This window comes from Plebeiibacterium sediminum (assembly GCF_026013605.1).
Taxonomy (GTDB): domain Bacteria; phylum Bacteroidota; class Bacteroidia; order Bacteroidales; family Marinilabiliaceae; genus Saccharicrinis; species Saccharicrinis sediminus.
This window is the reverse complement of sequence record NZ_JAPDPJ010000001.1, coordinates 254,222-277,664: the sequence shown is the minus strand read 5'-3', so window position 1 is coordinate 277,664 and position 23,443 is coordinate 254,222. Positions and strand designations below refer to the sequence as shown.

Below are 23,443 nucleotides of genomic sequence, written 5' to 3'. Positions count from 1 at the left end.
AACTTAACTATTTTCTCTATTTCTATTTAAACTATTTACTTACAATTATGTGTTGAGATAAAAGGAGGTTTTAATAAGTAACTTTATCTCATTATTTATTTTATTGTTCAAATTTATCTTTCCAGTTTGCCTGACGTGTTAAAGTGCCTTCTTCAATAACATTAAGAACTTTAATTGTGGCTTCAATAGCAGCTTGTGTTTGGTCGGCAGCCAGGCCCCTGGTTTTAATTTCAACACCTTTATAATCCCACGTGATCATTGTTTCAACAAAAGCATCTGTTTTTCCTCCCGGAGGTATACTAACCCAATAATCACTTAATATAGGATGTACTTTATCTAATTTTTTATAAATTCTCCAAAGCGCTTTCATAAAGGCATCGTACTGACCATCACCAACAGCTGTTTCATCATAACGATTGCCATTTATTTCCATACTAATAGATGCTAAAGGTCTTAGATCGTGTGCCAAAGATAAGTTATAATTTCTTATTTTGATGGCATCTTTAACAGAAGAACTCTTTAATACATCGGCAATTATAAAAGGTAAATCTTCAATGGTAACAGTTTTCTTTTTGTCGCCCAGTTCAATTACCCTTTGAGTAATTTTTTTCATTTCTTCAGAGTCCAGCTCAATGCCTAACTCTTCCAGATTCTTTTTAATATTTGCTTTTCCCGAGGTTTTACCTAATGCGTAACGTCGATTTCTTCCAAAACGTTCAGGCATTAAATTATTGAAGTATAGGTTGTCTTTGCTGTCACCATCTGCATGAACTCCACTGCACTGGGTAAATACATTGTATCCAGTGATAGGTTGATTTTCTGGTATTCTTAAACCTGAAAATTGTTCTACAATTTTGCTCACTCGTGTGATTTTTGATTCATCTAAACTATTCTGAAGTTTAAGGTGATCATTAAGAATACCAATTACACTTGCTAAAGGAGCGTTTCCGGCACGTTCTCCCAGACCGTTTACTGTTGTATGAATTCCTGAAATACCGGTTTTTAATGCTGAGAATACATTAGCAACTGCCATGTCATAATCGTTATGAGCATGGAAATCAAAATGAGTTTCAGGAAAACGGGTTACCATTTCGGTACAAAATTCAAATGTCTGGTCTGGATTCAATACTCCTAATGTATCTGGTAACATGATACGTTTGATGTTCATCTTTTTTAATTCTCCAATTACAAAATAAACATAATCAGGAGAAGTTAACATTCCGTTACTCCAGTCCTCAAGATAAACATTTACATCTATTCCCATTGAGGTTGCTTTATCAACCAATTTGGAAACATCATTCATATGTTCTTCTGGAGTTTTTCGTAGCTGACCTTGTACGTGTTTTAAAGAACCTTTAGTCAAAAGATTAATGACTTTGGCTCCTGCATTTTGAATCCATTTTAAGGAGATATCTCCATCAACAAAGCCTAATACTTCTATTCTGTCTAGAAAATTGTTTTTTTTAGCCCACTCTGTAATTCGTTTAACGGCATCAAATTCTCCCTCTGAAACTCTGGCAGAAGCAACTTCAATACGATCAATATTAAGTTCTTCTATTAATAACTTGGCCATTGCCAGTTTCTCACCAACATTAAAAGATACTCCGGTAGTTTGCTCTCCATCCCGGAGTGTGGTATCCATTACTTCTATTTTCATGCTTCTAGATTGTATCAAAGTATTAGTGATACTAATAAGACATTTGTTGTCTTACAGATGGTAGATCCAGTAATATTGAATTACTTAAATGCAACGGCATAAATCCATATAAAAGACTTATGCCGTTGTTGTTATTTATTAAGCTTTAGATCCCTCAAAAGCTTCGATCTCATCTTTAACGCTGATCAAATAATCAATGTCATCATAACCATTTAATAAACAGTTCTTTTTATAGCCATTGATTTCAAATGATTCAGTGTTTCCTGTTGCCTTATTAGTAATTGTTTGTTCTTCAAGATTTACAACTACTGTATTTTTCTCATCAGCTGCAAATAGTTCCGATAAAAATTCCTCAGATACAACAACTGGTAACACACCATTGTTCAATGAGTTGTTTTTAAAGATATCAGCAAAGAAACTAGAAACAACAACTTTAAAACCGTAACCATGAACAGCCCATGCTGCATGCTCACGAGAAGATCCTGACCCAAAGTTTTTACCAGCAACAAGTACTGATCCAGTATATTTAGGATCGTTTAATACGAAGTCAGCTTTTGCAGAACCATCTTTATTATATCTCCAGTCGGCGAATAGGTTGTCACCAAAACCTTCTTTGGTAGTAGCCTTTAAAAAACGAGCTGGTATAATTTGGTCTGTATCCACGTTCTCAATAGGAAGTGGTACATAGGTTGACTCTAATGTAACAAATTTTTCTATTGGCATTTTCTTTAATTTTTTATGATTATAAAGTACGTGGATCAGTAATTACACCTGTAACAGCACAAGCAGCAGCAGTCAAAGGACTTGCTAATAATGTTCTTGCACCCGGACCTTGACGTCCTTCGAAGTTACGGTTACTTGTAGATACTGAATATTTACCAGCAGGAACTTTGTCATCATTCATTGCCAAACATGCAGAACATCCTGGTTGACGTAGTTCAAAACCAGCCTCTTCAAGAATATCTTTTAAGCCTTCAGCAATTGCCTGGTCTTCAACCTGGTGTGATCCAGGAACAATCCATGCAGTAACGCCATCTGCCTTTTTCTTACCTTTTACAGCATTTGCAAATGTTCTTATATCTTCAATACGTCCGTTTGTACAACTACCTACGAAAATCCAGTCGATTTTTTTACCAAGCATAGCTTCTCCCGGAGCATATCCCATGTAGTCTAATGACTTTAAATAAGTTTTTTGAGAAGATGCGTCAATAGTATCTAACGTTGGAATATTCTGAGTAATACCAACACCCATTCCCGGGTTAGTACCATAAGTAATCATTGGTTCGATATCAGATGCTTTAAAGTCATAAACTTTATCAAATACAGCATCTTCATCAGTATATAACTCTTTCCATTTTTCTACAGCAGCATCCCAATCTGCACCTTTAGGAGCATACTCTCTGCCTTTAACGTATTCAATAGTTTTTTCGTCAGGAGCAATTAATCCTCCACGAGCACCCATTTCAATACTCATGTTACAAACAGTCATACGTCCTTCCATACTTAAACTACGAACTGCAGAACCTGCAAATTCAACGAAGTATCCGGTTCCTCCTCCCGTAGTAAGTTTTGAAATAACATATAATACTAAATCTTTAGCAGTAACTCCTTTTTCAAGCTCACCTTCAATGTTAATTTTCATTGTTTTTGGGCGAGGTTGCATGATACATTGTGTAGAAAGTACCATTTCTACTTCAGATGTACCAATACCAAAGGCAATACTACCAAAAGCACCGTGAGTAGAAGTATGGCTATCACCACAAACAATAGTCATTCCTGGTTGAGTGATACCGTTTTCCGGTCCAACAACGTGAACAACACCGTTTTTAGGGTGACCTAAACCAAATAGAGTTACATTGTTATCTTCACAGTTTTGTGTTAAAGTATCAACTTGAAAACGTGATATTTCATCTGCAATTGGGAGATGTTGGTTAATTGTTGGAATGTTATGATCAGGAGTTGCAAATGTGTTTTGCGGTCTGAATACTTTGATTCCACGAGCTTTTAACCCTGCAAATGCTTGTGGACTGGTCACTTCATGTACTAAGTGACGGTCGATATACAATACTGAAGGGCCATCCTCGATGGTCTTCACTTCGTGCATATCCCAAATCTTGTCAAAAAGCGTTTTCCCTGCCAATTTTCTAATATTTATAAGTTATTAATTTTTTTAGATAGATATAATAGATAAGATATATACTTGTTTAAGAGGTTCTTATCTATTATATAAAAGTCTTTTACATTATTTTAGATAATGCATCTAAATATGCCCAAACAGAAGCTGTCAGAATATCTACATTAGCACCAAATCCATGTACTGTTTTACCATCTAGTGCTAATTGAACATGAACTTTTCCTATATCATCAGAACCTCTGGTTACTGCTTGCACTAAATATTCTTCTAACACAGCTTCGGTAGGAATCATTTTTCTGATTGCTTTAAATGCAGCATCTACAGGACCGTCACCAATGGCATTTTTTGTCATGATTTTACCATTAAAGTTCAATGTAACTGTAGCAGAAGGGATACATGATTTACCACAAATAACCTGAAGATTATCTAATTTAAGAACTCTCTCTTCTTTCTTTTCGTGTCCTACTAATACTTCAAGATCTTCGTCTGCTATATCTTTTTTCGAGTCAGCAAGAATTAGGAAGTTTTTGTAAACCTGATCTAATTTTTCCTGATCCAAGGTATATCCAAGAACTTCTAATCTGTGCTTTAATGCAGCACGTCCACTACGAGCAGTAAGAACAATGCTTGATTCCTTTACACCAACGTCTGCCGGGTCAATAATTTCGTAAGTTTCACGATTTTTTAATACGCCATCCTGGTGAATACCAGAAGAGTGAGCAAAGGCATTACGACCTACAATTGCTTTGTTTGCCTGAACTGGCATACGCATTAAAGTAGAAACAAGTTTACTTGTTTTTATAATCTGTTTAGCGTCAATTGCTGTTGTAAAATCAAGGTCTTTATGTGCTTTAATAGCCATTACAACTTCTTCCAACGCTGTATTTCCGGCACGTTCTCCCAAACCATTTAAAGTAACTTCAACCTGGCGGGCACCATTAATAATACCAGAAAGTGTATTTGCTGTTGCCATACCCAAGTCGTTGTGACAGTGAGTAGAGATAATTGCTTTATCAATGTTAGGAACGTTGTTTACCAGGTAAGCAATTTTTTCGCCATATTCAGAAGGTAAACAGTATCCTGTAGTATCAGGAATATTTACAACTGTTGCTCCAGCTGCAATAACAGCCTCAATTACTCTTGCTAAATATTCGTTGTCACTTCTACCTGCATCTTCAGCGTAGAACTCAACATCATCAACAAACTGACGAGCATACTTTACCGCAGCAACTCCACGTTCAATAATTTCATCAGGGTTTGAATTTAATTTTTGATAAATATGGTAAGGAGAAGTGCCAATACCAGTATGGATTCTTCCTCTTTTTGCATACTTTAATGCATCAGCAGCAACCTCAATATCTTTTTTTACAGCACGAGTTAACGCACAAATTGTGGGATTTGATACTGCTTTTGAAATTTCGACGACCGAATTAAAGTCCCCTGGACTTGAGATGGGAAACCCGGCCTCAATAATATCAACACCGAGTTTTTCCAGTTGCCTTGCTACTTCTATTTTTTCAATAGTGTTCAACTGGCAACCAGGAACCTGCTCTCCGTCCCTCAATGTGGTGTCAAAAATATAAACTTTATTATCCATAACTTAATTAAATAAATCATTTTGCGGAAGAAGCCGGGAAAGACCTCATTCCTTTTTATTGGGTATTATTAAAAAGATTCTATTCCTCTGATTTTAGCTTCAGTTCTTAATTTCTTAAGGTATTTTTCAAGAAGTTCAGTTCTGAGTTTTGTAATTGCAATTCTTCCTGAACGAATAAATTGAAGTACTCCGTATTTATCAAGTTTCACAAAGAGCTCTTGTGTTTCTGATTTATGACCTGTTTTTTGAATTACAGTATATTCTGGAGTTACTTCCATAATTTGAGCGCCATATTGACGAACTATTTGTTCTATTTCATTTCCGTTCAGTAACGCCTCTGTAGGTACCTTGTATAAGGCTAATTCCTGATGAATGATTTCATCAGTTGTAAATACAAATACCTTCAGAACATCCAGTTTTTTTTCTAACTGACCTACAAGTTTTTCAATGATTTCTCTGGTAGAGAAAACAACAATTGTGAATTTATGAATTCCTTCCAAAGAAGATTCTGAAACATTTAAACTCTCAATATTGATACTTCTTCTTGTAAATGCAGTTGTAACCTGGTTTAAGAGGCCAACGTGATTTTCTGAAAATATGGTTAAGGTGAATTCTTGCTGCATGATTTCAATTTTAATAATGAAAAAAATACTAATCTAAACGGATATCAGAAACCGAACACCCAGTTGGAACCATAGGAAATACATTTCCTTCTTTTTCAACTCTTACTTCTAACAAGAAAGAACTCTTACTCTTAACCATTTGTTCAATAGCCTCGTCAAGATTATCTCTTGAAGTAACCAATTTAGATTCAATACCATAACCTTTTGCTATAGTTTGGAAATCTGGATTGTCAAGTTCTGTGGAAGCATATCTTCTATCAAAGAATAACTCCTGCCATTGACGAACCATTCCTAAAAAATTGTTATTCAATAGAATGATTTTTACAGCAGCCTTTGTTTGAAAAATTGTTCCAAGCTCTTGTATGGTCATCTGAAAACCACCATCACCAACAAATAAGCACACCTCACGATTTGGCATTCCTAATTTAGCCCCTAATGAAGCAGGTAAACCAAATCCCATTGTACCTAAACCTCCTGAAGTTACAACACTTCGGGTTTGTTTAAAGTTAAAGTATCTTGAACCCATCATTTGATGCTGGCCAACATCGGTAACCATAATTGCATCATCATCAAAAGCATTGGATACTTTTCTAACAACTTCACCCATTGTCATACCATCTTTTGAAGGCATCAGTTCTTCGGAAATTACTTTTTTATTTTCAAGATCTTCGCATTCCTTAAATTCATTCATCCACTCAGGATATGATTTTTCCTGAATAACTTCTGTTAATTTTGGAAGCGTCTCCTTTACATCGCCTAAAACTGGTACATCTGCATGAATAATTTTATTAATTTCTGCAGGATCAATTTCAAGGTGGATGATTTTTGCCTGGGTAGCATATCTGCTTATGTCACCGGTAACTCTATCGTCAAAACGCATACCAATTGCAATAAGTACATCACATTCGTTTGTTTTGATATTAGGACCAATATTACCATGCATTCCAAGCATACCAACATTTAATTCATAATCAGTTGGCATTGCTGATAAACCTAATAGTGTCCATGCAGCAGGTATTCCTGATTTATCTAAAAATGTTTTTAATTCATTTTCTGCATTCCCAAGTATAACACCTTGTCCAACAAGAGCAAGAGGTTTTTTTGCTGAATTTATAACCGAGGCAGCCTCTATTATTGATCCTTGTTTTGTTAAAGGAGTAGGGGTGTAACTACGGATATGATTAACTTTTTTGTACTCAAAATCAAATTGACCAACCTGAGCGTCTTTTGCAATATCAATTACAACAGGACCTGGTCTGCCGGTTGATGCAATATAAAAAGCTCTGGCAATGGCATCTGGAATATCCTCAGCATTTTTTACCAGGTAATTCCATTTTGTAATTGGTTGTGTGATACCCACAACATCTATTTCTTGAAAAGCATCTGATCCTAATAATGGAGATGCAACCTGACCAGTAATAACAACTAAAGGAGTTGAATCAATCATAGCGTCAGCTATTCCTGTTACCGTATTAGTTGCTCCAGGACCTGAAGTTGCAAAACAGACACCCACTTTACCAGTTACTCTTGCGTATCCTTGTGCAGCATGAACAGCCCCCTGTTCATGTCGTGTGAGTACATGGTGTAATTTATCCTGGTAATCGTATAATGCATCATAAACTGGCATGATGGCACCGCCCGGATACCCGAATATTAAATCCACTCCCTCACACAATAGCGATCGAAGCAATGCTTCTGAACCGGAAATTCTCTCTTTCCCTTTTTTGTTCTTTTCCATGAGTATTTGGCTTTGTGGTTCCATATAATTTGTTTTTACTGAAAACCTTATCTATTTAGTGTAATAACACAATTAAAAAGCTAATATGTTCATTGTTGTGCTATTACACTCTATTTGCTTTTGCAATTAAATTAATCTAACAGCTCCCTTATCAGCAGAGCTAACTAAGCTGGCGTATGCTTTTAGTGCTTTAGAAACAGCTCTTTCCCTAGGTTCTGGTAAAAATGCTTTTTCACCTTTTGCTTCTTCAGCTTTTCTTCTTTCAGCCAACTCTTCATCAGAGATCAATACATTAATTGATCTTTCAGGAATATTTATTTCAATTTCATCACCAGTTTGTACCAGACCAATATTACCTCCCGCAGCTGCTTCTGGAGATATATGTCCGATAGATAATCCTGAAGTTCCTCCAGAGAATCTACCATCAGTAATTAATGCACATTTTTCGCCTAAGTGACGAGATTTTATATATGAAGTAGGGTATAACATTTCTTGCATTCCAGGTCCACCTTTAGGTCCTTCATATGTAATCACAACTACTTCTCCTGCTTCAACTTCTCCAGATAAGATACCCTCACATGCGGCATCCTGTGATTGATATACTCTTGCTTTACCTTTAAATACAAAAATAGACTCATCAACACCTGCTGTTTTAACAACACAACCATCAAAAGCAATGTTTCCTTTAAGAACAGCTAAACCACCATCTTTGTTGTAAGCTTTTTCAACAGATCTGATACATCCTTTATCTCTATCAAGGTCTAACTCTGCATATTGTGCGTTTTGAGAGCCCATGGTAAGGTTTCTGATTCCGGCTGGAGCACTCGAATAAATTTCTTTAGCCTCTTCTGAAGCTGTAGAACTCGTCACATCATATTTTTCAATAGCTTCTTTAAGAGTTAGTCCGTCAGCTCTTTTTACAGTATTATCTAATAAACCAGATTTATTTAGTTCAGATAAAATACCTAAAATACCACCCGCACGGTTAACATCTTCAATATGATAGTGTGAGTTTGGCGCAACTTTAGATAAAACCGGAGTATGTCTTGAAATCTGATCGATATCATCCATTGTAAAGTTTACACCAGCTTCATGTGCTATAGCCAAAATGTGGAGAACTGTGTTTGTTGAACCTCCCATTGCAACATCTAAAGTCATAGCATTTTTAAATGCATTAAATGTGGCTATAGAACGAGGTAAAACAGAATCATCACCGTCTCTGTAATATTTATATGTATTTTCTACAATTGTTTTTGCAGCTTTTTCAAATAAAGCTTTTCTGTTCTTGTGCGTAGCAACAATAGTTCCGTTTCCTGGAAGAGCAAGGCCAATTGCCTCATTTAAACAGTTCATGGAATTTGCAGTAAACATACCGGAACAAGAACCACATGTAGGACATGCATTTGCTTCAACAGCACTTACTTCTTCATCAGAAACTGAATCGTCAGCAGCCATAACCATTGCATCAACAAGGTCAAGTGCTCTTTGGCCTACTTTACCTGCTTCCATTGGTCCACCTGAAACAAAAATTGCCGGAATATTTAAGCGCATAGCTGCCATTAACATTCCTGGTGTAATTTTATCACAGTTACTAATGCATACCATGGCATCGGCTCTGTGTGCATTACACATATATTCAACACTGTCAGCGATTACATCTCTTGATGGTAAAGAATATAACATCCCATCATGACCCATAGCAATACCATCATCAATAGCAATAGTATTAAACTCAGCAGCAAAGCATCCCTGAGCTTCGATCATTTTTTTTACTTCCTGACCAATTTCATGTAAATGAACATGTCCTGGAACGAACTGGGTAAAAGAATTTACTATTGCAATCATTGGTTTACCAAACTGTTCTTCCTTAACTCCGTTTGCTCTCCAAAGACTTCTTGCACCAGCCATTCTACGGCCTTCGGTAGTTGTTGCGCTTCTTAGTTTATTCTTCATTTTATATTAATAATCTTTCAGTTACAGATAAAAAAAAACCTTTCATCACGATTGTGAGAAAGGCCTTTTGAAAAAAATATAATATTTTCAAATTTCACATACCATTCTCACTTCTGCCTGGTAATGACCAAGAGAATAATGTTAATGAGAATGAGTGAAAAATTATTTGTCATTTCGTTTTTGCGTAGTCGATTAACAACGCTTACAAATGTATAGCTTTTTTTTAATTCGCAAAAAAAATTATGAAAAAAATCATGTATATTTTTTCGCTTCAACTATCAGAATGTCAGTAAAATTGTATTAATAGTTGTATATTATTACCAATTAATGCAGTATTTGTGAATTATTATGCATGATCAACATGTAAGGAATAGAGCATAAATGAATTGCTGACAAACATCATTTGTATATTAAAACAAAATGTTTGAAATATTGTGTTTTTAATAATAAAGCCCACTTTATAAAATAAAGCAGGCTTTAAGGTCTTTCTATATATTGAAAGGCAATTAGATAATTGCTTTCATTGCTGTCATAGCATCACGTAATTCAGCTCCTACTAATTCAATGTCGTGGAAACGAATTTCTTCATTGATGTCAACTAGTTCTTTGTTGTTAACACTTGCATCAATTCCTTCGTTGAAGTTTTTGCCAATAATATTAGTTTCAACTTTAGTCATAAAGTCAGCTAATAATGGTTTACAAGCGTGATCGAATAAGTAACATCCGTATTCAGCAGTATCTGAAATTACACGGTTCATTTCGTATAATTTTTTACGAGCAATAGTGTTTGCAATTAATGGAGTTTCGTGTAGTGACTCATAATATGCGCTTTCAGCTTTGATTCCAGCTTCAGTCATAGTTTCAAAAGCTAATTCAACACCAGACTTAACAAAAGCAACCATTAATAATGCATTGTCAAAATATTCTTGCTCTGGAATTTCAATATCACCAGCAGGAGTTTTTTCAAATGCAGTTTCTGCAGTTGCAGCTCTCCATCCTAATAAGTTTTTATCATCATTAGCCCAGTCTTCCATCATTGTTGACGAGAATTCTCCACTCATGATATCATCCATATGTTTTTGGAATAATGGACGCATAATTACTTTTAATTCTTCAGCAATTTTAAATGCTTCAATTTTAGCAGGGTTTGACAGACGATCCATCATGTTAGTGATACCACCAATTTTTAAAGCTTCAGTGATAACTTCCCATCCGTATTGAATTAATTTTGAAGCGTATCCTTTGTCAATTCCTTTTTCAACCATTTTGTCGAAGCAAAGGATAGAACCTGTTTGTAATAAACCACAAAGTATAGTTTGCTCTCCCATTAAGTCAGACTTAACTTCAGCAACAAAAGAAGAACGTAAAACACCAGCTCTGTGACCACCAGTTGCAGCAGCATAAGCTTTAGCGATTTCTAATCCGTCTCCGTTTGGATCATTTTCAGGGTGAACAGCGATAAGAGTTGGAACACCAAATCCTCTTTTGTACTCTTCGCGAACCTCAGAACCCGGAGATTTAGGAGCAACCATTACAACAGTAAGGTCTTTACGAATTTGCATTCCTTCTTCAACAATGTTAAAACCATGTGAATATGAAAGAGTAGCTCCTTCTTTCATTAATGGCATTACTTCAGTTACAACATTTGAGTGTTGTTTATCCGGAGTAAGGTTTACTACCATATCAGCAGTAGGAATCATTTCCTCATATGTACCAACAGCAAAATTATTTTCTGTAGCATTTTTCCATGATTGACGTTTTTCTGCAATAGCAGCAGGACGTAGTGTATAAGATACATCTAAACCTGAGTCTCTCATGTTTAATCCTTGGTTAAGACCTTGTGCCCCACAACCAACGATTACAATTTTTTTACCTTTTAATTTTTCAACTCCATCAGCAAATTCTGAGTTATCCATGAATTCGCAAACGCCTAATTGGTTAAGTTGCTCACGTAACGGTAAAGTGTTAAAATAATTAGCCATTGTAATGATTTTAAAATATTTGATAATTTTTTTGTTAATTCACTTACACATACAAACTATTAAAAGTCTGTAATGTTTAGTGTCATGAATTTTTGCAATATGCAAGGTACACATCATGACGGTACAAATCAACATCTAATTTTTTGAATTAATTATTTACAAAAGCACAATAATTAGGTACTTTTCATGGATTGTAATTTGAATTGATTTTTGAAGTGTAAGTTTGAATATGAGTTATTATTCAGTATTGTAAAAGGTTAGGCGTGTTTTGCTCTGAATTTACCTGGAGTTGTTCCTGTGACTTTTTTAAAGAACTTAGTGAAGTAGGACTGATCGTTGAAGTTAAGTTCATCAGCAATTTGAGTTACTGATAGATTGGTGTGTATTAGTAATCTTTTGATTTCAAGAATTTGTTTACTCTGCAAAATTTCGTTTGAGGTTCTGCCAGTTAATTGTTTAATTGTTTGTGTAAGATGGTTGGGAGTAATGGCCAACATTTCGGCATATTGATTTACACTAATGTTGTTTTGATAATTTTCTTCTACCAATTGAAAAAAGCGCTTTACGAGTAAATGGCCTTTCCCTTTTTCAATTTTTTGTTCCTCATTTTTATACAAAGAAGATGCGTAATTTAATATGGTATCTAATAATGAACGCGTTAAATCTGTATTAATAATGTCTTTTTCAACTTCGTTAATAGCTTTAATAAAGAGTTGTTTAAAAAAATGAGCATCGTTCTCATTTGTTAACTGAAGGGGTGGGTTATCCTGATTAATGGTAAAGAAAAAAGGAAATTCGAGAAGTCGGTTTTGATTGTTTTTATCGTACAAATAATATTCAGCCGCAAAAATATAAAGATAACCATCTATATCACTTGAAAATTCTAATTTGTGAGCCTGCCCGGGAGACATGAAAAAGATACAGGGAGGTTCAATTTTATATTTAGAACTATCAATTACATGAAAGCCAGATCCTTTTTGTAAAAACAAAACCTCGAAAAAATCATGACGATGGGGATAGCTAACCTGAAAATGTCGGTTAGCATCAAATACTTCAACCTGAAATTGCCTTCCTGCATATTGCGGATGGCTGAACGACTGAAGTCCGTATGTTGGAATATTTTGTTTTGGTGTTGTCACTAAATCCCTTGCTAAATAATGCTTAAAGATATAAAAACAACCAATTTATTAATTAGTATCTTTTGACATATGTGCCACAACCAATCTAATTTCGCCATATGTTGCTTTGTTGCCTAACTTTTCTTTTAATGGATTGAGTGCAAAAGTATCTTGTTTATGAATTTCTTTCTCAATCATATTCACTTTTTCCTTGTCAATAAAGTCAGCAATGTCTAACTGCCCTAATTGAATGTAATGAGCTAAATGGCCTTCAATAGTTCCTGAAGTTAATGACCGTTCCTTGGCAATTTCGTCTATGGATTTCCCAGCGTTATACAGTTCGAAAGTAACAAGTTTAGTATCCGGCCTTTTTTCTTTGGGTTGTTTTAATGAGGCCTTCTTTCGGTTTTTAGGTTCTTCTGTTCTTGTTTCCGCAAATTCTGGATTTTTAATTTGCTCTTTACTGAAATCTGTACCATCAATAGATGACTTTAGTAGTGTTTGTGCTTTATATATTAATTGTAATTGTCCATAGTATAGATTTGACAAATCTACCAATTCATTATAATATGCTTTTGTTCCTTTTGAACCTCTAAGTTCATTGCAAGTTGAACGAATCTGGTCATGCAGATTTTTAATCAGAGGCTCAAAATATTCACAGGCTTTATTCACTCGTTCAAGTAAAACTTGTAAGTAATTTTCATCTCCTGAATTAATAATCTTATATACTTGAACTCTAAATGAGTCTCCAACCGATTTTAGAGGGGTTGTTTCTTTTAATAAGTTTTGGGCCCATTCCTTATATAGTTGTTTTGCTGATCGTTTTTCGCTTTTGGTGTAACCTGACAGGTGAATACTTAGTTCTTGTGTTAGGTCAGAAAAATCAAAAGCTCTTAATACAAACTCATTGAAATATCTTTTAGCTGAGGTATCCAATAAGGGCATTAAATCCGTTGTTGATTTTTTCTGTTTTGAAAAATCATCCAATGAGCTATCTATTTGTATTCCGTTTTGTGGAATTGGGGAGGTTAAAATTAATCCATCTAAAGTGCTCAGTCTTGAAAGAGCTACATAAATCTGCCCCGGAGCAAAAGCATTTTGAACATCAATAATTGCTTTGCTAAATGTGAGGCCCTGGCTTTTATGAACAGTAATAGCCCATGCTAGTTTTAATGGATATTGCTTAAAAGTTCCAACTGTTTCTTCTTCAATTTCGTTAGTATCTTTATTAACCGAAAATTTTTTGTTCTCCCAGATATATGGTTCGACCAGGGCAGGCTCTGATTTGTCAGGAAAGCTAACTTCTATTTCCTCTTTATTTAATTTTGATATAATACCAATTTTGCCGTTAAAATACCGTTGTTCTCCGGAATAATCATTTTTTGTAAACATTACCTGAGCTCCGAGTTTTAGTTCTAATTTATCATCAGTAGGATAACTAAACTCATTAAAATCTCCAGTAATCTCAGCATTAAAAAATACGGATTTGGATGTGATTTCATTTAGAGCTTTTTGATTTTTCTCGTTGGCTAATCTATTGTGAGTTGTCAACAGAATAACACCATCATCAGGTTTCTGAATATAATCAGGTTTGTAATATTTATTTAATAGATTAATGTCATCATTGTTAATTTTATTATCCCGCAGATTATTTAAAAGCTCAACAAAACGTTGATCAGACTGGCGATATATTTTTTCTAGTTCAATGTAAATGGGAGGGTTGTTTCTTAATACCTGAGCATTAAAGAAAAATGCGTTAGGATAATATGGCGATAGAAAATTCCATTCCTGATCCTTAACAACAGGAGGAAGTTGCAACATATCACCAATAAACATTACCTGAACACCACCAAAAGGAACCTCTCTTTTTCTTCTTACTGATCGTAGAATAAGATCAATGGAGTCCAAGATATCAGCCCTGAGCATACTGACTTCATCAATAATTAAAAGCTCCATTTTTTTAAGCATATTACGCTTGTTTTTGTGCAGTTTAATATTGCTTAATAAACTTCGAGGCGTATTAATTAGTGTATTTACAGAAGCGTTATTCAGTGCATTATTGTCAGGAACAAACGCGCCAAACGGAAGCTGGAATAGTGAATGAAGCGTTACTCCCTCTGCATTAATTGCTGCAATTCCTGTAGGTGCAGCAACAACAACACTTTTGTGCGTATTTTTTTGAATGTTTCTTAGTAAGGTTGTTTTACCTGTTCCTGCTTTACCTGTTAAAAATATATTTTGATTGGTATTATTTATAAATCTGGTTGTGAGTTGAGCCTGGTCGGTTAATTGAAACATAAGGCAATGCTTTTTAGAGTTGAATCAGAAATTAAAGATAGAAGTAAATATAATACTTAATTATCCATTTTCTTAAACTTTGATCTTTTTATTATTGTTGTTATAACAAAAAAAGGTTGGATATAATCAATATCCAACCTTAGTTTTATTTATTTGAAAATAATTATTTTACAATAGTCATTTCTTCAATTAGATTTTTTGCACCTGCATATTTATCAATAATAAACAGAACATATCTAATGTCAACGTTGATACATTTTTGAAGTTCAGTTTCAAAAGCAATATCACCGCTCATGGCTTCCCAGTTGCCGTCAAATGCTAATCCAAATAACTCCCCGTTTGCGTTAATAACCGGACTACCAGAGTTACCTCCAGTAATATCGTTGTTGGTAGTAAAACAAACTCTTAATGAACCATCTTTATCAGCATATTGACCATAGTCTTTTTCGTTATATAGTTCTTTAAGTTTTGCAGGAACCTCAAATTCATAATTACCTGGTTGTTCTTTTTCCATTACACCAGCTAAAGTAGTGTAGTGCTTATAAATTACGGCATCTTTAGGAGCATAATCACCAACTTTACCGTAGCTTAATCGCATTGTGAAGTTTGCATCCGGATAAAATACTTTATCAGGATTCATCTCCATTAATCCTTTTAAGAATAAACGATTGTTTTCAGACTCTGATTTATTGTAAGTTCTTAAGCTTAAGTATAAAACTCTGTATGTATCAATAACAGATTCTGCAGCAATCATTACAGGATCATTCTCAAGCGTTTTTAGTTTTGGATTAGCAAGAAATGCTTCCAATTTTTCTTGATCTACAAAGATGGATTTTTTAAATACGTAATCTGCATATTTGTTAAAATCACCTTTGAATTTCTTAACAACAACATCTTCTAAGAATGATGGATGGTATTTTTTTTCAATTTTGTCGAAATATAGTTTAAGCATTGTTGCATAAACTTTGTGATCTGTTGTTACGCTATAATCTTTGTAGAAAGCACCCATGCTTGCTTTAATACTTTCAATAGCAGCATTGATCTTATCCTGGTCTTCTGTTTCTGAAGCTAATTCTCTTTGAAGTCTGAATGCACCAGTTCCAAAATTAATAATTTCAGTTCCTCTCAACATACATTCAACAAGATAGCTATATGCTTTCTTTTCTCCGGCTCTCTTAGAATATGTAGTTTCTAGATTTGCTAAAACATCACCGTATTCTTTTTTTCTATTTTCAGAAGCATTTACCCATTTAGAAAATTCATCTTCAATAGCTTGCTTTTTACTAATTACATGTAATTTCTCAAGACCACGGTTCATTCCAATACTGTTTTTCCAGTAATTTGAACTACGGCTAAATTTAGATGCATACTGAATGTTAACTTTTTCACTAGCCATCATACCTTCATGCCAGATGTCTTGTTTAATGCCACGAGGGATAATTCGTGAATCATTATCAATATCCATACGTTCTTTAATTCCCCATGAAGTAAGATAACGACTTGTGCTTCCTGGAAAACCAATAGTCATGGCAAAGTCTTCTTTTTCCACACCTTTTAAAGATACAGGTAGGTGATGTTTTGGTTTTAAAGGAACATTTTCAGTTGAGTAACTTGCTGGTTTCCCATCTTTATCAGCATATACTCTAAACATGCTAAAATCACCAGTGTGACGAGGCCACATCCAGTTATCAGTATCAAAACCAAATTTACCGATTGATGAAGGAGGTGCTCCAACAAATCTTACATCTGTATATTTTTCATATATAATTAAAAAGTATTGGTTCCCTTCAAAATAATCCTGAACTCTTACTGTGTAGTTGTTGTTTTCAGAGGCAGTTTTGATGATTTCTGCAGTATTTTCAGCAATTAATTTCTCTCTGTCTTCTGAAGATAAATCATCAGAAACACCATTTAAAACCTGATCAGTAACATCATCCATTCTTTTAAGAAATGTTACAGATAAACCCTCTGCTGGTAATTCTTCTTCTTTTGATTTTGCCCAGAAACCATCTTTAAGGTAATTGTGATCAACAGAACTTAACTTTTGAATACTTTCATATCCACAGTGGTGGTTGGTTAATATTAAACCTTGGTCAGATATTAATTCACCTGTACAACCTCCTCCAAAAATAACAACAGCATCTTTTAAGCTGGAGTTATTAATACTATAGATGTCCTCAGCAGAAAGCTTCAAACCCATCTCCTTCATCTGATTAATATTTAGCTTCGATATCAATGGTAGAAGCCACATCCCCTCATCAGCCCTGGCTGTATTACCAAGACTCATTACTATTGCAATGAATAGTACAACTAATTTTCTCATTTAATAAATCTTTTTAAAAAATCCCGACAAGACAAAATTCCCCATTATATGGAAAGCGAGTAAAATAACAAAGTTTCTAATATAAAAACAATGATAATTAGTTTTTTAATACGAAAAACAGATCTTAAAGTTCCAATTTTAACTGGGTGTCTAACAATTTAAATGATTGTCGGTGAAGTGGAGTAATTCCTAGTTTTTCAATAGCTGCTCTGTGGGCTTTTGTAGGATAGCCTTTATTTTTCTCCCAATCATATCCTGGAAATTCAGTAGCGTAATTTTCCATTAACTCATCTCTGTGAGTTTTTGCAAGTATACTAGCAGCAGCTATATTCATAAATTTAGCATCACCTTTTACGATGCAAGTGTGAAGAATATCTTTGTATGGTTTAAATTTATTTCCGTCAATTAATAAATGTTCCGGCTTTTCATTAAGGTTTTCAACTGCTCTTTGCATACCTGTTATGGAAGCGTTTAATACATTTATTTCATCAACTTCATTATTGTCAACAATTGAAACAGCCCAGGCAATAGCTTCCTGTTCAATTATAGGGCGCAATTTCTGACGTTGTTTTTCAGTAAGTTGTTTGGAGTCATTTAATAAAGGATGCTGAAAACCTCGTGGAAGTATTACTGCTGCAGCAACAACAGGTCCTGCCAAACAACCTCTTCCGGCTTCGTCGCACCCTGCTTCAATTTTATCTTTATGTAGGTATTCCTGTAATTTAAACTTCATTTTTTATTCGTTGTAAATTACATGTAATAATGTTTGTCCCACTGCTTTCATTGTATTTCTGTCAATAACATCCATATTATCTTTATGCGTATGCCAATAACTACCAAAACTTGAGTTTGTTGATGGATCATATTGAATAATATCAATACAAGGAATACCTCTGATATTGTTTACATAAACATGATCATCTGTAATAGCACCGCCTTTATCGTAGATAAAGTAGTTTCCAAAACCTATATCATTAGCTGTATTCCAAACTTTTTTGACAATGCGAGGTGCAAATTGTAATGATTGTTGCTCCTGATAGAACGTTGCTTGTGGTGCACCAACCATATCCAATAAAATACCATATTGAGCATAGTAATCCGGAGTGTGAGGATTTTTACTCCAATACTGAGAACCTAAACACCATGTATCTGGCTTCCATTGTACATCAAGATGATCAGGAATACCATAATCTTCAGCATCAAAAAAGATAATATCTATACCAATGGGTAATGTATCGTTCTTTAAACATCGGGCAACTTCCAAAAGTACTCCAACGCCACTTGCTCCATCGTTTGCTCCTAAAATAGGATCATTTCTTTTTGCAGGATCTTCACAATGGTCAGCAAAAGGTCTTGAATCCCAATGAGCAAACAACATTACTCTGTTTTTTATTTTTGGATTATATTGACCAATGATGTTTTTAGCATTTAATACTTTATTGTCAAAAGCTATTAACTGAGCTTCCTGAACAATAACGTCAGCTCCAAACTCCTCAAGTTTTGAAGATAAATATTCTGCACACTTTGTATGAGCTTCAGTGTTTGGAACACGAGGACCAAAAGCTACCTGAGCATCAACATACTGGTAAGCTGAATCAGCGTTAAATGATGGTACTTTAATTGCCTTTTGTTTCTTAACTTTTTCGCCAGCTATATTTGTTTTGGCATTGTTTGAATTGCATCCAAAAATGATAGTAAGCGTAATAAGCGTAATATATTTCAACATAATGTTTATTTTAATTCCCAAGAGGCACCTTCAGCACCGTCTTTAACAACAAAACCGAGGTTCTGAAGTTCATTTCTAATTTTATCAGCGGTACCCCAATCCTTATTTGCTTTGGCATCAGATCTTAACTGAAGTAATAAATTCATTACATCATCAAGCTTACTGTCTGCTCCGCTATCTGCCTTTCCTTCCTGAGTTAAACCAAGAATGTCATTTACAAATAGTTTCATTAAGTTTTTAAAATGATCCAGATCTTGTGCTGATATTTTTAAATTGCTGGCAAGCAAATTATTGATATGCTTAACACCTTCAAATAAGTTAGCAATTAAAATAGGACTGTTTAAGTCGTCGCATATTGCTGAATAACATTTATTTTCAAACTCTTCAATAGAAAATGTTGTTTCAGTTGATGCAGAAATTTTATCAAGATTTAATATCGCTTCGTTTAATCTTTCTAAACCTTTTTCTGCAGCTTGAAGTGCTTCGTTTCCAAAATCTAAAGTGCTTCTGTAATGAGCTTGCAATATGAAAAAGCGAATAGTCATAGGGCTATATGCTTTCTCTAGTTTTTCATGGTTACCTGTAAAAAATTGCTCAAGCGTAATAAAATTACCTAATGATTTGCCCATCTTTTGGCCACCAATTGTAATCATATTATTGTGCATCCAGTATTTAGCCGGAGTATGACCATTAGCTACGGTACTTTGTGCAATTTCACATTCGTGATGTGGGAATAAAAGATCCATACCACCACCATGTATATCAAACTGCTCACCAAGATATTTTTTGCTCATTGCAGAACATTCTAAATGCCAGCCAGGGAAACCATCACTCCAGGGAGACGGCCATCGCATAATATGTTCCGGAGCTGCTTTTTTCCATAAAGCAAAATCTAAAGCATCACGTTTTTCACTTTGGCCGTCCAGGTTTCTTGTATTCGATATCAGGTCTTCAATCTTTCTACCGGATAAAATACCGTAAGGAAAATCCTGATCATACTTTTTTACATCAAAATATATAGAGCCATTGCTTTCGTATGCATAGCCTTTTTCTAATATATTTTTAATTACTTCCTGTTGCTCTATAATATGACCAGAAGCTCTGGGTTCAATACTTGGACTTTTTACATTCAGCATTTGCATGTAATCATGGTACCTGTCAGTATAGTATTGTACCACTTCCATAGGTTCCAATTCATCCAGCTTTGCTTTTTTTGCAATTTTGTCTTCACCCTCGTCAGCATCGTTTTCAAGATGACCAACATCTGTAATGTTTCTTACATATCTTACCTTGTAATCCAAGTGTCTAAGCAAACGCGAAAGCAAATCAAAAGTAATAGCAGGCCTTGCATGTCCTAAGTGTGGATCGCCGTATACAGTAGGTCCACATACGTATAAACCTACTTTGCCAGGAGTTAAACTTTCAAACTTTTCTTTTGATCTGGATAAGGTATTATATATATAAATTTCTTTAGTCATTTCACATTACTTTTTATGAGGATGTCAAAATTACAAAAATCTATTCATTTAACTATTAATTATGGATGCTTGTCAAAAAAATAGTATAATTAGGGAACCTTTTTTTTTCTTCGTAGTAGGTAATAGTATCAGAGAGGATAAATTTCGTTTTATTAAAAGAAATAAAAAGAATTGTTTTGAGAAGCCAGAATAAAATATTGAAAAAGAGTAAGATAGAGTTTGATGATGATTTGCATTCTTGTATTGAGGATTTGTTTAGTCCTGATAAACAGTGCGTTGGAGAGGAGTTTTTTAATTCTACCATTCTGAAATTAAACAAACACTTAGCTGCAGATTATGTTTTTATTGCAAGAATCAATGAGGTAGAAAACTTGTTGGAAAGTGTGGCTTTTTGTAATAATCAAGAGATTCTCTCTCCTATTAGCTTTCCTATGGAAGGAAGTCTTTGCCAAAAAGTTATTGAGCAAAAATGTTCAACTTTTTTACAAAACATTAAGAGTGGCGATAAATTAAACAAGCATTTTCAGGGGAAAGATATAAGTTCTTATTTGGCTGTGCCTCTTTACGGTTCAAATATGCAATCTATTGGTGTTTTAACCGCATTATTTGTTGATCCTATTATCAATAAAAAAAGACAAGAGTCTTTGATGTATATGTTTTCGTCTCGTATTGGTTCTGAATTGGAACACATGGAAAGTGAACGTGAACTTAAACGAAGAAACCTTGAATTATTGGTCTTTAAAGAAGAGTTAATTCGAAAAAATAAGGAGCTTGATAAAATGAATAGCGAGCTTAAAGATGCCAAGCTTAAAGCAGAAGAAAGTAATATGCTTAAGTCATCGTTTTTGGCAAACTTAAGTCATGAGATTCGTACTCCTATGAATGCAATTATTGGTTTTACTGAATTGTTAAGATCTAATAATTTAAGTAGTGAAGAAAAAGCTGAGTATTTAGATATTGTGCATCAAAATGGAAATCAATTAATGAGAGTAATGGATGCGATTATTGATATTTCCAAATTGCAGGCAAAAGCTTATGTTGAGCCAAAACAAGTTGTGGCTATCAATGAAGTATTTAATGCTGTGTATGATAACTTTTCTACCGAAATTAGTGCATGCAAAAAGCCTATTTCATTAAAATTGTTTTTAGATGCCAATGATGGTAGTGATAAATTATATACTCATAAAGAAGCTCTTACTAAGGTTTTTGAACATCTATTAGATAATGCAATTAAATTTACCCGTAAGGGTGAGATTGTAATCGGCTATCTGATTTATGACGATTTCTACGAATTTTTCATAAAAGATACAGGTATTGGTATTCCTGCTGGTGATGAGGAAGTTATATTTGATTTATTCAGACAGGCAGATACTAACAATACCAGAGAGTTTGAAGGCAATGGTATTGGATTGAGTATCGTTAAAAAATATGTTGAAATTATGAAAGGCAAAGTTTGGGCTGAACCAAATCAAACCGAAGGTGCCATGTTTAAATTTCAAATACCAAAATTTGCTGAATAATTAAAATGCTGCCATAAGCAGGCCTATATCTTTTGAAGGAAGAGAAAAGGTTTCACCAATGTAGTGGTTTGTTAATATACCTTTGTAAATGTAAACGCCATTACTAAAACCTGCATCTTCCTTAATTAGTGTATCAATACTTCCGGAATCAGCTATTTGCAATAACATTTCTGCAAAAATATTACTTAGAGCTATAGTTGCAGTACGTGAAACATGTGAAGCCACGTTTGGTACACAGTAGTGAATGACATTATGTTTTCTGAATACAGGATGTGCAAAGTCAGTGCAAATTGAAGATTCAAAACATCCGCCTTGTCCAATACCCAGATCAATAATTATAGAACCAGGTTTCATCTGTTTTACCTGATCTTCAGTTACAAAATAACTTAATCCTGATTGAAGGTATCTTAGGTTTCCAATAACAGCATCTGCTGATTTTAGTGCTTTTGTAAGTGCTTTAGGATGAAGTACGGATGTGAATACTCGCTGACCAATACTATCTTGCAAGTCTTTTAAATTTTTAAAGGAGTTATCAAATACCTTAACTGTAGCACCTAAACCTATAGCTGCACGTGCAGCACTTTCTCCGGCAGTTCCTGCGCCTAAAATAACTACTTCAGCAGGTGAAATTCCGGTAATGCCACCAAGAAGAACTCCTTTTCCATTATGCGCTTTACTCAAATATTCACTTGCAATCATTATGGCTGCAGCACCTTCAATTTCACTCATACTACGTAAAATTGGGTAGCAGTCATTGTTATCTTTTATTAATTCAAAAGCTAATGCATTAACACGCTTATTCATTAATTTTTGAATTAACTCGCGAGATTGTTGTTTGAGTTGAATTAAAGAGATAATAGTTTGTTGTGAACTGAGTAAACTAATTTCATCATCCGTAAAAGGTGATATTTTAAGTATGATTTCGGCCTTAAAAACCTCGGTACTTGATTGTACTATTGTAGCCCCGCACTCAGAAAAATCATTATCAAAATAATTGGCAGGTTCACCGGCTCCGGTTTCAAATAAAACAATGTGTCCTTTTTCAACCAATAATTCAACACCTTGAGGAGTTAAAGCTATTCGGTTTTCAAATTTTGATTTTTCTTTTGGAATTCCAATCACTAATTTTTTTTGGGTTCTTTTTACTTCTAACATCTCTTCGCGAGGTAGTAACCCTGTGTTAATTAAAGGAAAACCAGTTTTATTTTTAATGCCAGCCATTTACACCATTTAAATCAAACAACAAATAAGGTGAAAGTTAATAAATATTTTAATACAATCACCTTATAAAATTGT

16 protein-coding genes are annotated in these 23,443 nt (G+C 34.4%); 1 reads left to right on the top strand and 15 read right to left on the bottom strand.

Annotation, left to right across the window (positions count from 1 at the left end; genetic code table 11):
* Positions 1-100: 100 nt before the first annotated feature.
* From OM075_RS01180 to cysS, 14 genes are all read right to left on the bottom strand, one after another.
* On the bottom strand, positions 101-1,657 hold the full coding sequence (locus OM075_RS01180) for a hydroxymethylglutaryl-CoA lyase-like TIM-barrel protein (RefSeq protein WP_301188625.1): 1,557 nt from the start codon (positions 1,655-1,657) through the stop codon (positions 101-103).
* Between the two features lie 138 nt (positions 1,658-1,795).
* The gene (gene leuD, locus OM075_RS01175; RefSeq protein ID WP_301188624.1) at positions 1,796-2,380 is read right to left on the bottom strand and encodes a 3-isopropylmalate dehydratase small subunit; all 585 of its coding nucleotides are present in this window, start codon (positions 2,378-2,380) and stop codon (positions 1,796-1,798) included.
* A 19-nt stretch (positions 2,381-2,399) separates the two neighbouring features.
* Complete coding sequence (gene leuC / locus OM075_RS01170; RefSeq protein WP_301188623.1) at positions 2,400-3,797, bottom strand: 3-isopropylmalate dehydratase large subunit; 1,398 nt, start codon at positions 3,795-3,797, stop codon at positions 2,400-2,402.
* Between the two features lie 97 nt (positions 3,798-3,894).
* A complete protein-coding gene (locus OM075_RS01165) occupies positions 3,895-5,388 on the bottom strand; it encodes a 2-isopropylmalate synthase (protein WP_301188622.1) in 1,494 nt (497 codons plus the stop codon).
* A gap of 68 nt (positions 5,389-5,456) precedes the next feature.
* Positions 5,457-6,011 carry an acetolactate synthase small subunit gene (gene ilvN, locus OM075_RS01160; protein ID WP_301188621.1) on the bottom strand — a complete coding sequence of 185 codons (555 nt, stop codon included), beginning with the start codon at positions 6,009-6,011 and terminating at the stop codon, positions 5,457-5,459.
* A gap of 28 nt (positions 6,012-6,039) precedes the next feature.
* The gene (ilvB, locus tag OM075_RS01155) at positions 6,040-7,749 is read right to left on the bottom strand and encodes a biosynthetic-type acetolactate synthase large subunit (RefSeq protein ID WP_301188620.1); all 1,710 of its coding nucleotides are present in this window, start codon (positions 7,747-7,749) and stop codon (positions 6,040-6,042) included.
* Positions 7,750-7,875: 126 nt separating this feature from the next.
* On the bottom strand, positions 7,876-9,702 hold the full coding sequence (ilvD, locus tag OM075_RS01150) for a dihydroxy-acid dehydratase (RefSeq protein WP_301188619.1): 1,827 nt from the start codon (positions 9,700-9,702) through the stop codon (positions 7,876-7,878).
* A 506-nt stretch (positions 9,703-10,208) separates the two neighbouring features.
* On the bottom strand, positions 10,209-11,684 hold the full coding sequence (gene ilvC / locus OM075_RS01145) for a ketol-acid reductoisomerase (protein WP_301188618.1): 1,476 nt from the start codon (positions 11,682-11,684) through the stop codon (positions 10,209-10,211).
* A 257-nt stretch (positions 11,685-11,941) separates the two neighbouring features.
* Entirely contained in the window at positions 11,942-12,823 is an 882-nt protein-coding gene (locus tag OM075_RS01140) for a helix-turn-helix domain-containing protein (protein ID WP_301188617.1), read from the bottom strand.
* A 48-nt stretch (positions 12,824-12,871) separates the two neighbouring features.
* Complete coding sequence (locus tag OM075_RS01135) at positions 12,872-15,100, bottom strand: helix-turn-helix domain-containing protein (protein WP_301188616.1); 2,229 nt, start codon at positions 15,098-15,100, stop codon at positions 12,872-12,874.
* A 163-nt stretch (positions 15,101-15,263) separates the two neighbouring features.
* Positions 15,264-17,423 (bottom strand): S46 family peptidase, encoded by a 2,160-nt coding sequence (locus OM075_RS01130; protein WP_301188615.1) that lies wholly within the window; start codon positions 17,421-17,423, stop codon positions 15,264-15,266.
* 124 nt (positions 17,424-17,547) lie between these two features.
* Positions 17,548-18,156 (bottom strand): ribonuclease HII, encoded by a 609-nt coding sequence (rnhB, locus tag OM075_RS01125; RefSeq protein ID WP_301188614.1) that lies wholly within the window; start codon positions 18,154-18,156, stop codon positions 17,548-17,550.
* A gap of 3 nt (positions 18,157-18,159) precedes the next feature.
* Positions 18,160-19,149, bottom strand: a complete 990-nt coding sequence (locus OM075_RS01120) for a M28 family peptidase (RefSeq protein ID WP_301188613.1) — start codon at positions 19,147-19,149, stop codon at positions 18,160-18,162.
* A gap of 5 nt (positions 19,150-19,154) precedes the next feature.
* Positions 19,155-20,627, bottom strand: a complete 1,473-nt coding sequence (cysS, locus tag OM075_RS01115) for a cysteine--tRNA ligase (protein ID WP_301188612.1) — start codon at positions 20,625-20,627, stop codon at positions 19,155-19,157.
* Positions 20,628-20,803: 176 nt separating this feature from the next.
* Between cysS and OM075_RS01110 the strand changes: the two genes are divergently transcribed.
* Positions 20,804-22,147 (top strand): GAF domain-containing sensor histidine kinase, encoded by a 1,344-nt coding sequence (locus OM075_RS01110; RefSeq protein ID WP_301188611.1) that lies wholly within the window; start codon positions 20,804-20,806, stop codon positions 22,145-22,147.
* On the opposite strand, the gene OM075_RS01105 is transcribed toward OM075_RS01110, so the two are convergent.
* Positions 22,148-23,368, bottom strand: coding sequence for an alanine dehydrogenase (locus OM075_RS01105; protein ID WP_301188610.1), 1,221 nt, complete (start codon positions 23,366-23,368; stop codon positions 22,148-22,150).
* Positions 23,369-23,443: the final 75 nt, after the last annotated feature.